The following is a 14281-nucleotide window of genomic DNA, read 5'->3' as shown; positions in this document are numbered from 1 at the left end:
CAATGAACGAGAAGACGCGGTTCAATCCGCTGGCCGCCGATTCCCGCTGGCAATCGGTGTGGGACGAACGCCAGTCCTTCAAGGCGGACAGCAACAGCCCCAAGAAAAAAGCCTATGTGCTCGAGATGTTTCCCTATCCATCGGGACGCATCCATATCGGCCATGTGCGCAACTATACCATGGGCGATGTCATCGCGCGCTATCGCCGGATGCAGGGCTTTGAAGTGCTGCACCCGATGGGCTGGGACGCCTTCGGCATGCCCGCCGAAAACGCCGCGATGGAAAAGGGCGTCCACCCCGGCGGATGGACCCGCGACAACATCGCCGCGATGCGCAAGCAGCTCAAGCGCCTCGGCTTCGCGCTCGACTGGAGCCGCGAACTCGCCACCTGCGAGCCCGAATATTACGGTCACGAACAGGCGCTGTTCCTCGACCTCTATGCTGCTGGCCTGGTCTATCGCAAGGAAAGCGCGGTCAACTGGGACCCGGTCGACCAGACCGTGCTCGCCAACGAACAGGTCATCGATGGCAAGGGCTGGCGCTCGGGCGCGCAGGTTGAACGGCGCAAACTGAGCCAGTGGTTCCTCAAGATCACCGATTTCGCCGACGAATTGCTCGAAGGCCTGGATACGCTGACCGACTGGCCCGAAAAGGTCCGCTCGATGCAGGCGAACTGGATCGGGAAGTCGCAGGGATTGACGTTCAGCTTTAGCTTGAACGGCGATGACACGAAAATCCCCGTCTATTCCACGCGGCCCGACACCATCTTCGGCGCGAGCTTCGTCGCCATCGCTGCCGATCACCCGATCGCGCAGAAGATCGCTGCGGACAACGCCGACGCCGCCGCGTTCATCGAGCGCTGCAAGGCGGGCGGCACCACCGCGGCCGAGATGGAGACCGCGGAGAAATTGGGCTTCGACACCGGGCTGCGCGCGATCCATCCGTTCGACCCGAGCTGGGAACTGCCGGTGTTCATCGCCAATTTCGTGCTGATGGACTATGGCACCGGCGCAGTGATGGGCGTGCCCGCGCACGACCAGCGCGACCTCGATTTCGCGCGCAAATACATGCTGCCGGTGCCGCGCGTGGTCGCCGCCGAAGGCGACGAGAATGTCGCCATCCAGAACGAGGCCTATACCGGCCCAGGGCGGATCATCAATTCCTCGTTCCTCGACGGCATGGGCGTCGACGAGGCCAAGGCCGCGGTCATCGCGCGCGCCGAATTGGAAGGCTGGGGCGAAGGCACCACCGTGTGGCGGCTGCGCGACTGGGGCGTTTCGCGCCAGCGCTACTGGGGCACACCTATCCCGTTCATCCATTGCGAGGATTGCGGCGTCGTTCCGGTACCCAAGGGCCAGTTGCCCGTTGTGCTGCCCGAGGATGTCAGCTTCGAGATCCCGGGCAACCCGCTTGTGCGCCACCCGACCTGGAAGCACGTTGATTGCCCCAACTGCGGCAAGCCCGCCGTGCGCGAGACCGACACGCTCGATACCTTCGTGGATTCGAGCTGGTATTTCCTGCGCTTTGCCAGCCAGCCCGACGACAAGCCGTTCGACCCGCAGGAAATCGCCAAATGGCTGCCCGTCGGCCAGTATATCGGCGGGGTCGAGCATGCGATCCTGCACCTGCTCTATGCCCGCTTCTGGACCCGCGCGCTTGCCCGCATCGGCAAGATCGAGGTGACCGAACCCTTCGCCAGCCTGTTCACCCAAGGGATGGTGACGCACCAGACCTGGCAGGACACGAACGGCAAATGGCTGGGCCCCGATCAGGTTGAAAGGCGCGGCGAGGACTGGATCATCACCGACACCGGCGAGGCGGCAATTGCCGGCCGCGTCGAGAAGATGTCCAAGTCCAAGAAGAACGTGGTCGATCCCGATGCCATCGTCGATCAGTACGGTGCGGACGCGGTGCGCTGGTTCATGCTCTCCGACAGCCCGCCCGAGCGCGACCTGCCGTGGAGTGAGTCGGGCATCGAGGGCTGCTGGCGTTTCGTCCAGCGGCTGTGGCGGGTGTTCAACTCGGTCGAGGCTGCCGAAGGCGAGGACAAGCCGCTCGAACGCAAGCTGCACCAGAGCGTGGACCTGATCGGCAAGGACATCGAGGCGCTCGCCTTCAACAAGGCGGTCGCGCGGATCTATGAGCTGACCAACGCGATCGAGAAGGCCAAGAAATCCGCCAGCCGCAACATCGCGATTCGTGCGCTGGCAAGGCTGGTGGCGCCGATGGTGCCGCATCTGGCCGAAGAGGCCTGGGAGCTGATGGAAGGCCATGGCCTGATCGCCGATGCAAGCTGGCCCGAAGTCGATCCAGCGCTGCTGGTCGAGGACGAGGTCACCATCGCGGTGCAGATCAAGGGCAAATTGCGCGACACGCTGACCGTCGCCAAAGGCCTGCCCAACGAGGAGCTCGAACGGCTTGCGCTGGCATCGGACAAGGTGCAGCGTAGCCTGGACGGCGCCGCGATCCGCAAGGTGATCGTGGTGCCTGACCGGCTGGTCAATCTGGTGGTGTGATGGCTTCACGTACCGTTTTCCGTCACCCTGAACTTGTTTCAGGGCCCATTTATCCCCACGCGGCTTCGGCTGCTGGGGCACGATGGGTGCTGAAACAAGTTCAGCATGACGGGGTTGGTAAGGTTGCCCCCCTTTCCTGCACTGGAGCGATTTGATGCGCCGCCTTCTCCTCCCTCTCGCCCTAGCTGCAAGCCTTTCAGCCTGCGGCATGCAGCCGCTCTATTCCTCCGGCACGCAGGGCGCGGTTGCAACGACGCTGGGCGATGTCACCGTTGCCCCGATCCAGGGCCGCGCCGGCTGGCTGGTCAAGAACGCGCTTGATGATCGGCTCGACGCGCTGGGCGGCGGCAACAGCCGCTTCCAGCTGCAGGTGGTGCTCGACGACAAGATCACCGGCTTCGGTCTGCTCGCCAACGACCAGGTGACGCGCGAACGCCGCACGCTGCGCGCGCGCTATCAGCTGGTCGAGGCCGCCACCGGCGAGATCGTGCTCGATGCCACCGCCGCATCGGATGCGGGCGTGGATATCGTCAGCAGCGAATATGCCACGATCGCAGCGGAAAACCGCGCGCTGGAAAACCTGTCGCTCGAGATCGCCGACCAGATCGTCACCCGGCTGTCGCTGTTCGCGCGCGAGGTATCGCAGGCGCAATGAGGTTCAGGGCGCAATGAAGGCGGACGCCGCAGCGATCCGAGCCCTGGCGCGCAAGCCTCGCCCCGATATCCGGCTGTATCTGATCTTCGGCACCGATGATGGCGGCAACGCGGCGTTGGCGGGCGAGCTGATCGCGGGGTTCGGCAAGGGCATCGAACGCACCGATCTCGACGGATCGCAGCTGTCGCGCGACCCTTCGCTGCTCCCCGCCGAGGCCGCGTCGATGTCGCTGTTCGGCGACAAACGCTACATTCGCGTCACCACCAGCGGAGAGGAAAGCCTTGCCGCGGTCGAGGCGTTGCTCGCGGCGGACAAGGCGATCAACCCGGTGGTGATGCTGGCGAGCGGCATCAGCGAGAAATCGCGCATCGCCAAGCTGGCGCTCGCCGCGCCCAATGCCATGGCGGTGCAGACCAAGCTGCCCGGCCCCGAGGACATGGCGCGGATCGTCGCAGAGCTCGGGCGCGAGGCGGGACTGACCATCGAACCCGATCTCGCGCACGTCATCGCGGGCTTCACCGCGGCCGATCGCAGGCTGGCGGCGCAGGAGATCGAGAAGCTCTCGCTCTACCTCGATGCCTCGCCGCAGGACCCCAAGGCCGTGACCCGCGAGGCGATCACCGCGCTGCGGGCCGATGCCGAGGACGATGCAATGCAGCCGATCATCTCGGCGGCGCTGTCGGGCGATCTCAGGCGCTTGCCCGAGGAACTGAAGCGGATGCGCGAACAGGCGGTGTCCGAGGTCGGGCTGGTGATCGTGATGCAACGCCAGGTCATGCAGCTTGCTGCCGCAGCGCAGCGCATGGGCAGTGTACGTGATATCGGCGGCTGGGTGGCTCAAGAGATGCGTAGCCGCAGGCTGTGGGGCGGCGGCAGCGCGCAGGACTGGACGCGGCAGCTGCGCGCCTGGGGCCGCCCGCAGCACATGGCGCGGCTGATCGAGCGGCTGCTCACCCTGCAACAGGCGATGATGCGCGCTACCCCGGGGCCTGCGCTGCTGCTGGAGCAGGAATTGCTCGAAATCGCCCGGGTCGCCGCACGCGCGTCTTGACTGTATCTCCAGTCGGCCCATGTTGTGATCTCCCCAGGAGAGACACATGGCAGACACCAAGATCAGCGACACCGAATGGCGCGCGAAGCTCAGCCCCGAGCAATATCACGTGCTGCGCGAAGGCGGCACCGAGCGGGCGTTCACCGGAAAGTATAACGACCACAAGGGCGATGGCATGTACCGCTGCGCCGGATGCGGCGCGCCTTTGTTCGAATCCGACGCCAAGTACAACAGCGGCTCGGGCTGGCCGAGCTTCACCACCCCGGTCGAAGGCGAGGCAGTCGCCGAGATCGTCGACACCAGCCACGGCATGGTCCGTACCGAAGTGCGCTGCGCGCGCTGCGACGGCCATCTGGGCCATGTCTTCCCCGATGGTCCCGGCCCCGAAGGCCTGCGCTATTGCATGAACAGCGCGTCGCTCGAGTTCGACCCTAAGGAGGATTGACCATTCTTCGTCATTCCCGCGAACGCGGGAATCCCGCTTTCCTGCCAACCTATGAGAAGAAGCGGGATCCCAGCCTGCGCGGGGGTGACGAGCCAGCCATCGGGGCCTCATCCCCGCCGCCGCCTCAGCACGATATACAGCGCCCCATCCCCGCCATGCCGGGGATGGGCGTTGCGCACCGCGGCGATCTCGCTCGCATGGCGTGACGAGGCCAGCCAGTCCGACACCGCCCCGCGGATCGCGCCGCGTCCGCTGTCGGGTGCGCGCGCCTTGCCGGTGATCAGCAGCATCAGCCGCATGTCCGCCGCCTTGGCTTGCGCCAGCGCCATGTCCAGCCGCGCATAGGCGCTCGCCAGCGTGTGCCCGTGCAGATCGATCGTGACATCGGGCTGCACCCCGCCCTTGGCCATCCGCCGATCCCAATGCCCGTCGAGATTCCCCGCGACCGAGGGCCGCGGCGCTTGCGTGAACGTCCAGGAGGGGGTGGGTTTGTTCACTCTCCCCTCCCGCAAGCGGGACGGGTCGGCCAAAGCTGCAGGCTTTGCGCCGGGGGTGGGCAAGATGGGAGGACCAGGCTTTACAGGCCCACCCCCGGGTTGCCCGGCCTTGCTGGATATCCCTGCCCCTCCCGCAGGCGGGAGCGGAGAGGTTTGCAGCTTGTCCTTGAACGGCTCGACGGTCGCGATCACCCGCTTCCACAGGGCCGCTTCCGCATCAGAAAGCGGCCTTCGGCTCATCGCTCAGCGCGCCTGCTGCGCCAGCCGGTCGTAACTGCCGCGCGGCAGCAGGATCAGCGCGAGCCCGCGCGCGGACATGCCGCCGGCAATCACCTTGGCCTGCTCGCCCGCACCCCAGAAAGTATCGAAGCGGTTCGCGCCCTTGATCGCGCCGCCGGTATCCTGCGCCACCCACAATCCGTTGGGCTCTGCGCGGTCCATGCCCAGAAACACCGGCGCGCCCAAAGGCACGAACTTGGGGTCGGCAGCCACGCTGCTGCCCGCCTCGACCTGATAGCCCAAAGCGCCCAGCGGGCCGGGTCCGGTCAGTTCGCGGAAAAAGACGAAGCTCTTGTTTTCGCGCATGATGCTGCGGCCCTCTTCGGGGTTGGCGCGCAAATAGGCGACGATACCCTGCATGCTCGCCTGGCCGGGTGCGAGGAGGCCCCGGTCGCGCATCAGCGCGCCGATGCCGGTGTAATCGCGGCCGTTCTGGCTGGCATAGCCGATCCGCACCACCGACCCATCGGGCGCGCGCAACCGTCCAGAGCCCTGTACCTGCAGGAAGAAGAAATCGATCGCATCCGCCGCCCAGGCGATCACCGGCGCGCGGCCACCCAGTGATCCCTGTTCGATCTGGGTGCGGTCATCATAAGGGACAAGATCGGTGCCCTTGAGCTTGCCGCGCACCCGCTTGCCCGCCCATTCGGGAGAGAATTGCGACAGATCGACATCGATCAGGTCCGACGGGCGGCCATAGACGGGGACTTCAAACCCCGCAGAGCGGGTGCGCGATCCGGCGATCTCGGGTTCGAAATAGCCGGTGGCAAAGCCTGCCCCCTCGCCCACCTGAACCGCTTCGAGCTGCTCTGTGAAGAACCGCACCGCGTCGGTGTCGGGCCATCCGGCAGCGGCTGCGCACGGAGCGCGCCAGTCTTCGGGACGGGTAAGGCCGCTGGCATCCTGGCGTTTGGTGACCGCAGGACAGGTGAGCCGGAAAGCGACCAGCGCGGCGCGAGCGTCATCTTGGGTGATCGGCAGGCTGGCGATGGCAGGGCCGCGGCGCAGCACCTGGCCAGCAGCCTGGGTGATATCGGCGCTGGCGGTGATGGCCGCGCCGGACATTGCCGGCAGAGGCGTTGCGCGGGGAATGACGTAGCTGGATGCCGGGCCGCTCGGCGCAGTCGCTTGCCGCGTGGGACCTGTTGCGGGGGGTGCGCTCTCGTAGGGCAGCCGCGCGGGCGGCGGCGCCGAACTGGTCTCGCCCGAGGGAACGACACCCGCACAGGCGGTGAGCGCCAGCGTCAGCAGACCGATCGCGAACCGGCGCATGGCAATCCCCCGGCGCGCGGACATCAGGCCTGATCGGTTTCGACCAGAATCCAGTTGGGATCGTTGCTGCGCAGGTCGCGGGCAAAAGTCCACAGGTCGTGCGTCGCTACCGCGTCGGTCAGCGATCCGGCGACAAGCTCGCCATCGGGGCCGCGAACGACAGCCGCGATATCAGCGTCGAACCGCACGGTGATGCGGGCATTGGGCGCGTCATATTCGGCGTCGACGATGCGCGCCTCGTCGATGCGCACCAGGCGGTTTTCCAGCGTTTCGCCGCGCGCGGTGCGCTGGTCGATCGAGCTGGAGAAGCTTTCATAGACCTCGTCGTCGCACAGCGTGCGAAGGTCTTCGCGGTTGCCCGCCCAGAATGCTTCGAGGATCATGCCATAGGCAGCCTTGGCGCCATCGCGGAACCGCGCGACGTCGAAGCTGCGGTCGGCGGCGAGCATCTGGCGGATGCCGGGCTCGGCGGCGATATCGAATACGGTCGAGGTTCCCGGCGTCATCGCGGCGGGCTTGTCATCCAGCTGCGGCCGCTCGATCGCGGTGGGGCGCTTGGCGACGGGCGTGTCCATGCCGCGGGTCAGCGGTTCCTGCTCGTGCCCGGTGCGTTTGCCCAGGACCGAGTACAGGCGGAGGCCCAAAAACGCTGCAACCATGGCCAAGATGATGATTTCTACCGTCACAAGTCTTCCCGTTTGCCCGCCCGCTTAAACCAATGTGCTGCTAAAAGGTCAGCGCGAATGCATAACATAGGGCATGTCGGCCAATATGCAAATTGCTTTGGCCGACAAAAACTTGCATCGCCCAGTGCTTTCGTGGTGCTTGCACCGCACGGGAAGCACGATTAGAGCGCCGCGCAAGACGCGCTGGCTGCGCCTAGCATTGAAAGGGACTATCCATGGCCGAAGACGGCACCGTGAGCTCGCAAAATCCGGCGCTGAATGGCGCTTCCGGCCCGCAGGCGGGCCTGATCTCGCAATACGTGAAAGACCTGTCGGTCGAAAACCCCAATGCACCCGACAGCTATCAGTGGCCGGGCCAGCTCGCGTTCGACGTGCAGTTCCGCGCCGAATCGCGCCAGCTGAGCGAAGAAGTGCACGAGATGATCTGCACCTATACGATCGCTGCCAAGGCCGAACAGGGTACCGCTTATCTGGTCGAATTGGCCTATGGCGCGCTGGTCGGCATCCGCAGCATGGATGAAGAGCAGGTCCGTCGCTTCCTGTTCGCCGACACCCCGCGCATGGTGTTCCCCACCATCCGCCTGATCCTGGGCAACGTCATCCGTGACGCGGGCTATCCGCCGCTGGTGCTCGAGCCGATCGATTTCACGACCCTGTACGAACAGCAGAGCCAGGACCCCAACTTCGGCGCAGCGATGCCGCCTGCCGAAGGCAACGCCTGACGCCCGGCTGCGATAGGGCGCACCCGGCATGAACCTGCTCCGCGCCGTATCGACCATCGGCGGGCTGACCCTGGTAAGCCGGGTGCTCGGCATGGTGCGCGACATGCTGATGGCGCGCTATGTCGGGGCCGGCATGGCCTCGGACGCGTTCCTGATCGCGTGGCGGCTGCCCAACCTGTTCCGCGCGCTGTTTGCCGAAGGCGCGTTCGCCGCGGTCTTCGTGCCGATGTTCAACCGCAAGATGGCAGAGGCCGACACTGCCGAACCCGGCAGCGGCATGGTCGCGGCGCGCGCCTTTGCAGGCCAGGTGCTGTCGGTGCTGTTGCCGGTGCTGATCGTGTTTACCGCGGTCATGATGCTGGCCGCAGGGCCGGTGGTCTATGCGATGACCGGCGGCTTTCCCGATGGCGGGCCTGAAAAGTTCGCGCTGGCGCGGCACCTGACGATCATTACCTTCCCGTATCTGGGGCTGATCTCTTTGGTGTCGCTGCTCGGCGGCATCCTCAATTCGATCAACCGCTTCTGGGTCAACGCCGCAGCGCCGATATTGCTCAACATCTGCATGATCGCAGCCTTGCTGCTTTTTCGCGGGCAGAGCGAGGCGGAGACCGCGGTCACCCAGGCGATTGCAGTCACCGTATCGGGCGTGCTGCAGCTGCTGTGGCTGATCATCGCCTGCCGCCAGAGCGGGGTGAGCCTCAAGCTCTCGCGCCCGCGTCTGTCGCCCGACGTCAAGGCGATGCTGGTGCTGATCGCACCCGCCGCGATCGGCCAGGGTGCGATCCAGTTCAACCTGCTGATATCGACCTCGCTCGCCGCGCGCTATCTGGGCGAAGGCTCGGTGTCGTGGATCTATTATGCCGACCGGCTGAACCAGCTACCCTTGGGCCTGATCGGCATCGGCGTGGGCACCGCGATCCTGCCATTACTCTCGCGCCAGATCGGCAGCGGCAATCCGGATGCGGCCAACAACACCCAGAACCGCGCGCTCGAACTGGCGCTGTTCCTCGCGCTACCCGCTGCGGTCGCGCTGGTCGTGGCAGCGGTGCCGATCATCCACGGCGTGTTCCAGTACGGTGCGTTCACCACCGCCGATACCGTCGCGACCGCGCGCGTGCTGGCCGCCTTTGCCTGCGGCGTTCCGGCCTATGTGCTGATCAAGGTGCTGACCCCTGGCTTTTATGCCCGCGCCGATACCAAGACCCCGGTGCGGCTGGCACTGGTCGCGATGCTGGTCAATCTGGTGGGCAACCTCATCCTGATCTGGCCGCTGGGCCATGTCGGCGTGGGCGTCGCCACCGCGATTTCGGCGTGGGTCAATGTCGGCCTGCTCTTCGGCGTGCTCTACAAGCGCGGCCACATCCAGCCCGACGCGCGGCTGATCGCCAAGGCATGGCGCATCCTCGTCGCCTCTGCCGTGATGGGCGTGGCGCTGTGGCTGGGCAGCAGGCTGGCCGACAGCTTCATGGACGGCAGGCTGATCGAACGGATCACCGCACTTGCCGTCTTGTGCGGCGGCGGCGGGGCGTTGTATGGGCTGGCGGCGCTGGCGCTGGGCACCTACCGGCTTGGCGACATCAAGACGATGCTGCGCCGCAAGGCGTGAAGCAGCGCGAAACCTCCCGCATCCAGCGAAAGAGAAGATCATCATGCGCGTCCTTTCCGGCATCCAGCCGACCGGCAATCTGCATCTGGGCAACTATCTGGGCGCGATCCGCAACTGGGTGAAGATGCAGGACGAGATGGATGCGAATAGCGCGTGCTATTTCTTCCTCGCCGATCTGCACTCGATCACCGTCAGCGAAGAGCGCGAAACCCGCATCCGCAACGTGCGCGAGATGGCCGCGGCGCTGATCGCGTGCGGGATCGATGCCGACCGCAGCGTGCTGTTCAACCAGGCCCGCGTGCCCGCGCATGCCGAGCTCGCCTGGCTGCTCAACGGCACCGCGCGGATCGGCTGGCTCAACCGCATGACCCAGTTCAAGGACAAGGCCGGCAAGAACCGCGAAGGCGCCAGCATCGGCCTGTTCGTCTATCCGGTGCTGCAGGCCGCCGACATCCTGCTGTATCAGGCGACGCACGTCCCGGTGGGCGAGGACCAGAAGCAGCATCTGGAGTTGACCCGCGACATCGCGACCAAGTTCAACACCGATTTCGGGGTCGAGCTGTTCACCCTGCCCGATCCGTACATCCCCAAGGAATCGGCACGGATCATGTCATTGCGCGATGGCACCGCCAAGATGTCGAAGTCCGACCCCTCGGAGATGAGCCGCATCAGCCTGACCGACGACGACGATGCGATCGCGCAGAAGATCCGCAAGGCCAAGACAGACCCCGAGCCCCTGCCCGAGCTGGCATCGGCTCTGGAAGGCCGCCCCGAGGCGCTCAACCTTGTCGGCATCTATGCCACGCTGACCGAACAGACCCCCGATGCGGTGTGCGCGCAGTTTGCAGGCCAGGGCTTCGGCGCGTTCAAACCCGCGCTCGCCGAGGTGCTGGTCGAGACGCTGCGCCCGATTCGCCAGCGCTTCGTCGCGCTCAAGGATGACGACACCGCGCTCGATGCGATCATGACCAAGGGGGCGCAAAAGGCCCGCGCCGTCGCGCAGCCGACGCTTGATGCAGCCTATGACGCGCTGGGGCTGATGCGCTGAACCCGGGCTTGCACCGATTTTGCGTTCAAACGGGGTTCATTCGCGGCAAACTAGGCTTATATCCATATTCGGGTCGCGCAGGGTCGCGCGGGCCCGTGATGGAGATCAGACAATGACCGCTCGCAGCCGCTTTACCCGCCGCGCCGCGTTGTTCGCCGTGCCCGCGCTGGCGCTCGCACTTTCCGCCTGTGCCACCCCGTTCAAGGCCGATGTCGCCCGCTTCCAGGCTTTGCCCGCTCCCCAGGGACAAAGCTTCATCGTCACCGCCTCCGATCCGCGGCTGCAGGGCGGGCTCGAATTCGGTCAATATGCAGGGCTGGTCACACGGCAGATGACGCAGCTGGGCTATGTCCCCGCCAATGACCCTGCCCGTGCGGACATGGTGGTCAGCTTTGCCTATGGCGTCGACAATGGCCGCGAAAAGGTCGTGTCGGACGGCTTCGGCGGCGGCTTTGGCGGTGGCTGGGGCGGCTTCGGTCCCGGCTTTGGCCCCTGGGGCGGCGGCTTCGGCCGGCGCGCCTTCGGCTTCGGCTTCTACGATCCGTTCATCTTCGGTCCCGGCTGGAACAACGATGTCCGCAGCTACACCGTCTACACCAGCGCGCTAGACCTGAAGATCGACCGCGCGGCCGACAACCAGCGTCTGTTCGAAGGCAAGGCCGAAGCCCAGTCGCGCAGCAAGAACCTGCAATATCTGGTGCCCAACCTGGTCGATGCGATCTTCACCGATTTCCCGGGACGCTCGGGCGAGACCGTCCAGATCTCGATCGCGCCCGAAGGCAAGAAGGTCAAGCCGATCCGCGAACGTCGGTAACCTCGGAAACCTGTCTGGGATATCCCCTCCCCTCCCGCTTGCGGGAGGGGAAAACTGCTAAACCCCCGTCGAGCCGAAGCCGCCTGCGCCGCGCACGGTTGCGTCGAGATCGTCGACTTCCACGAACCCGGCGCGCTGCACCGGGGCGGCTACCAGCTGCGCGATGCGGTCGCCCCTGCGGATCGGGAAGGGTGCATCGCCATGGTTGATCAGGATGACCTTCAATTCACCGCGATAATCGCTGTCGATCGTGCCCGGGGTGTTGGGCACGGCGATGCCGTGCTTGAGCGCTAGCCCCGAGCGCGGACGCACCTGCACCTCATAGCCATCGGGGATGGCGATCGCGAAACCCGTGGCGACCGCGTGCCGCTGACCCGGCATCAGGTCGAGCTCTTCGGCGGCGACCACGTCCATCCCCGCTGCGCCCTCGGTCGCATAAACGGGCAGCGGCAGCCCGTCGCCATGCGCCAGCCGCCTCACCCGGATGGTGATTGGCGGCAGCGGGTGTTCAGCGGACGGCATCGGCGATTTTCTCCATGAGTTTGCGGGCGACCTGATCCTTGGGCAGATCGGCCCAGCTTTCGACGCCCTGCCCGGTGACGATGTGCACCGCGTTGTTCTGGCCGCCCATCACGTCACCCGACACGTTATTGGCGACGATCCAGTCGCAACGCTTGCGCGCCAGCTTGGCCTGGGCGTGCGCGACGACCTGTTCGGTTTCGGCGGCAAAGCCGATCAGCAGCGCCGGACGACGGGGATCGCTAGCAAGCCCGGCAAGGATATCGGGGTTTTCCGCCAGCTGCAGCACGGGCAGCGCGCCGCCAGTTTTCTTGATCTTCTGGTCGGCTGCATCGGCGGTGCGCCAGTCGGCCACAGCGGCGACCAGAATCGCGATGTCGGCGGGCAGCGCGGCATCGACCGCAGCGGCCATCTCGCGCGCGGTCTCGACATCGATCCGCGTGACCCCCGGCGGGGTCGCCAGATGCACCGGGCCTGCGATCAGGTGAACCTCGGCGCCCATTTCGGCCGCCGCAGCCGCGATCGCAAAGCCCTGTCGCCCGCTCGACCGGTTGGCAATGTAGCGGACCGGATCGATCGGTTCGTGGGTAGGGCCTGCGGTGATCAGCACGCGTTTTCCCCGCAACGCCTCTCCCCTCCCGCCTGCGGGAGGCGAGGACGATGCAGAGCCGAGAGCGCGCTCGATCTCGCCCATGATCGCCACCGGCTCGGGCAATCTGCCGGGGCCGTACTCGCCGCACGCCATCGCGCCGCTATCGGGATCGACCACCTGCACCCCGTCGCCGCGCAGCTGCGCGACGTTGCGCTGGGTTGCCGCGTGCTGCCACATGCGCACGTTCATCGCGGGGACTACCAGCACCGGGGTGTCGGTGGCGAGCAGCACGGTGGTGGCAAGGCTGTCCGAAATCCCCGCCGCCATCTTGGCGAGCAGATCGGCCGTCGCCGGGCACACCACGATCAGGTTGGCCTCGCGGCTGAGCTGGATATGCCCCATCTCGGTCTCGTTCTTGAGATCCCACAGCGTGGTGAACACCTCGTTCTCGCTCAGCGCCGCCAATGTCATCGGGGTGATGAACTGCGCGCCGCCGTCGGTCAGGACGCAGCGAACGGTCATGCCCGCCTTGCGGATCAGCCGGATCAGCTCGCACGCCTTGTAGGCTGCAATGCCGCCGCCGACGATGAGCAGGATATGGGGTGTCTTCATGGCCAGCAGCGGTAAATGCTGCGCGCGTCGGGGTCAACGATACTGCCAGCCATCGAGCAGCCGGCTATCGCTGGGCGCAAAGCTCTTGCGATAATCGGCATCCGGGCGGCTCTCGCCGCAACGATAGAGCGGACCTGCCACCAGCCGCCGCCGCACCAGCCACGTCAGGACCAACGCGTAAGTGAGGCCGCACAAGGCTGCGCCGATCAGCTGCCCGGACAACGGGTCCAGCGCGATCACCCCATGCGGCAGGAACCGCGCCGCACCGGCCAGACCGAGCAGCCCGACGATATGCGCGCAGGCAAGCGTTGCCAGCATCGCCGCCAGATGGTCCCGGGCCTTGTGGAGAAGTGGATGACGGTTCATGCACTCTGCCTACACCCGCGCGCGGCCGCGCGCTGTGAGGCAGATCGCAAGATGGCGCGAAATACGCCTATTGTGCGCGCGCCAGAACCTCGGGCAGATAGCTCTCGACCAGCGTCCCGCACGAATCGGCGAGGCCCTCGAGATCCTTTGCCATGCTGCTGCTCTCATCGAGCATCGCGACTGCGAAAAGCTCAGCCTGCTCCTCGAGAGCGGCCTCGGCCTTGCCGGTATTGCCGCCCGGCGCCAGCAGCACCGCACCGGTCATGAACGCGGTGGCAAGATCGGTGGCATCCTTGGCCATCTTCTTGTCGTCGCCTGCAATGACTGCCGCTGCTGAGAAGAATGCCGCGCAGCTGAGCAGCGTTTCATGCCCCTCCTTGTCGGACAGTGCCGACTGCGCCTGGGCAGGCACGGCGAGAAGGCCCAGCAGCGCGGTGCAGGCAGCGATGCGCGTGAAGAGGAAGGATGCAGGCAGGGTCATGGGTTCACGTCCGATGGCAGGGACCCTGTCGGGCCAGGTGGCTGATACGGCGCGACCCGCTGGCGCCCAAGGTGGCGGGTTTGCGCGGCCTTGGCAAGCCGGGGAACAATCGCCGCTCGC

15 protein-coding genes are annotated in these 14281 nt (G+C 66.0%); 8 read left to right on the top strand and 7 right to left on the bottom strand.

What is annotated here, in order from left to right:
* The first annotated feature begins 2 nt into the window (after positions 1-2).
* The 4 genes from leuS (at position 3) to msrB (ending at position 4667) form a co-directional block, all read left to right on the top strand.
* Positions 3-2516: a leucine--tRNA ligase gene (gene leuS, locus IP68_RS05810; RefSeq protein WP_054134021.1), complete on the top strand. Its 2514-nt coding sequence runs from the start codon at positions 3-5 to the stop codon at positions 2514-2516.
* Between the two features lie 154 nt (positions 2517-2670).
* Positions 2671-3171, top strand: coding sequence for an LPS assembly lipoprotein LptE (gene lptE / locus IP68_RS05805; protein WP_054134020.1), 501 nt, complete (start codon positions 2671-2673; stop codon positions 3169-3171).
* 13 nt (positions 3172-3184) lie between these two features.
* A complete protein-coding gene (gene holA, locus IP68_RS05800) occupies positions 3185-4222 on the top strand; it encodes a DNA polymerase III subunit delta (protein WP_054134019.1) in 1038 nt (345 codons plus the stop codon).
* 46 nt (positions 4223-4268) lie between these two features.
* Entirely contained in the window at positions 4269-4667 is a 399-nt protein-coding gene (msrB, locus tag IP68_RS05795; RefSeq protein ID WP_054134018.1) for a peptide-methionine (R)-S-oxide reductase MsrB, read from the top strand.
* Between the two features lie 107 nt (positions 4668-4774).
* Here msrB and IP68_RS20825 read toward each other — a convergent pair whose 3' ends face one another.
* The 3 genes from IP68_RS20825 to IP68_RS05780 form a co-directional block, all read right to left on the bottom strand.
* Positions 4775-5164, bottom strand: a complete 390-nt coding sequence (locus IP68_RS20825) for a Smr/MutS family protein (protein WP_335617666.1) — start codon at positions 5162-5164, stop codon at positions 4775-4777.
* Between the two features lie 243 nt (positions 5165-5407).
* On the bottom strand, positions 5408-6715 hold the full coding sequence (locus tag IP68_RS05785) for a murein transglycosylase A (RefSeq protein ID WP_054134338.1): 1308 nt from the start codon (positions 6713-6715) through the stop codon (positions 5408-5410).
* Between the two features lie 23 nt (positions 6716-6738).
* Positions 6739-7401 (bottom strand): Tim44/TimA family putative adaptor protein, encoded by a 663-nt coding sequence (locus IP68_RS05780; protein ID WP_150126268.1) that lies wholly within the window; start codon positions 7399-7401, stop codon positions 6739-6741.
* A 215-nt stretch (positions 7402-7616) separates the two neighbouring features.
* Between IP68_RS05780 and IP68_RS05775 the strand changes: the two genes are divergently transcribed.
* From IP68_RS05775 to IP68_RS05760, 4 genes are all read left to right on the top strand, one after another.
* Positions 7617-8123, top strand: a complete 507-nt coding sequence (locus tag IP68_RS05775) for a protein-export chaperone SecB (RefSeq protein ID WP_054134016.1) — start codon at positions 7617-7619, stop codon at positions 8121-8123.
* Between the two features lie 28 nt (positions 8124-8151).
* Entirely contained in the window at positions 8152-9729 is a 1578-nt protein-coding gene (gene murJ / locus IP68_RS05770) for a murein biosynthesis integral membrane protein MurJ (RefSeq protein WP_054134015.1), read from the top strand.
* A 43-nt stretch (positions 9730-9772) separates the two neighbouring features.
* Positions 9773-10777 (top strand): tryptophan--tRNA ligase, encoded by a 1005-nt coding sequence (gene trpS, locus IP68_RS05765; protein WP_054134014.1) that lies wholly within the window; start codon positions 9773-9775, stop codon positions 10775-10777.
* Between the two features lie 112 nt (positions 10778-10889).
* Positions 10890-11591: a DUF4136 domain-containing protein gene (locus tag IP68_RS05760; protein WP_054134013.1), complete on the top strand. Its 702-nt coding sequence runs from the start codon at positions 10890-10892 to the stop codon at positions 11589-11591.
* Positions 11592-11648: 57 nt separating this feature from the next.
* Here IP68_RS05760 and dut read toward each other — a convergent pair whose 3' ends face one another.
* The 4 genes from dut to IP68_RS05740 all read right to left on the bottom strand — a co-directional run bounded on the left by dut (position 11649) and on the right by IP68_RS05740 (position 14161).
* Positions 11649-12113, bottom strand: coding sequence for a dUTP diphosphatase (dut, locus tag IP68_RS05755; protein ID WP_054134012.1), 465 nt, complete (start codon positions 12111-12113; stop codon positions 11649-11651).
* A complete protein-coding gene (coaBC, locus tag IP68_RS05750; RefSeq protein ID WP_054134011.1) occupies positions 12100-13314 on the bottom strand; it encodes a bifunctional phosphopantothenoylcysteine decarboxylase/phosphopantothenate--cysteine ligase CoaBC in 1215 nt (404 codons plus the stop codon). The genes dut and coaBC overlap by 14 nt, the downstream gene beginning before the upstream one ends.
* Positions 13315-13347: 33 nt before the next feature.
* A complete protein-coding gene (locus IP68_RS05745; RefSeq protein ID WP_156317957.1) occupies positions 13348-13680 on the bottom strand; it encodes a hypothetical protein in 333 nt (110 codons plus the stop codon).
* A 67-nt stretch (positions 13681-13747) separates the two neighbouring features.
* Complete coding sequence (locus IP68_RS05740; RefSeq protein ID WP_054134009.1) at positions 13748-14161, bottom strand: hypothetical protein; 414 nt, start codon at positions 14159-14161, stop codon at positions 13748-13750.
* Positions 14162-14281 lie beyond the last annotated feature (120 nt).

The organism is Blastomonas sp. AAP25 (assembly GCF_001295965.1).
GTDB classification, from domain to species: domain Bacteria; phylum Pseudomonadota; class Alphaproteobacteria; order Sphingomonadales; family Sphingomonadaceae; genus Blastomonas; species Blastomonas fulva.
Note: the sequence above shows the minus strand (reverse complement) of the source record. Positions and strands in the feature narration are given on the sequence as shown.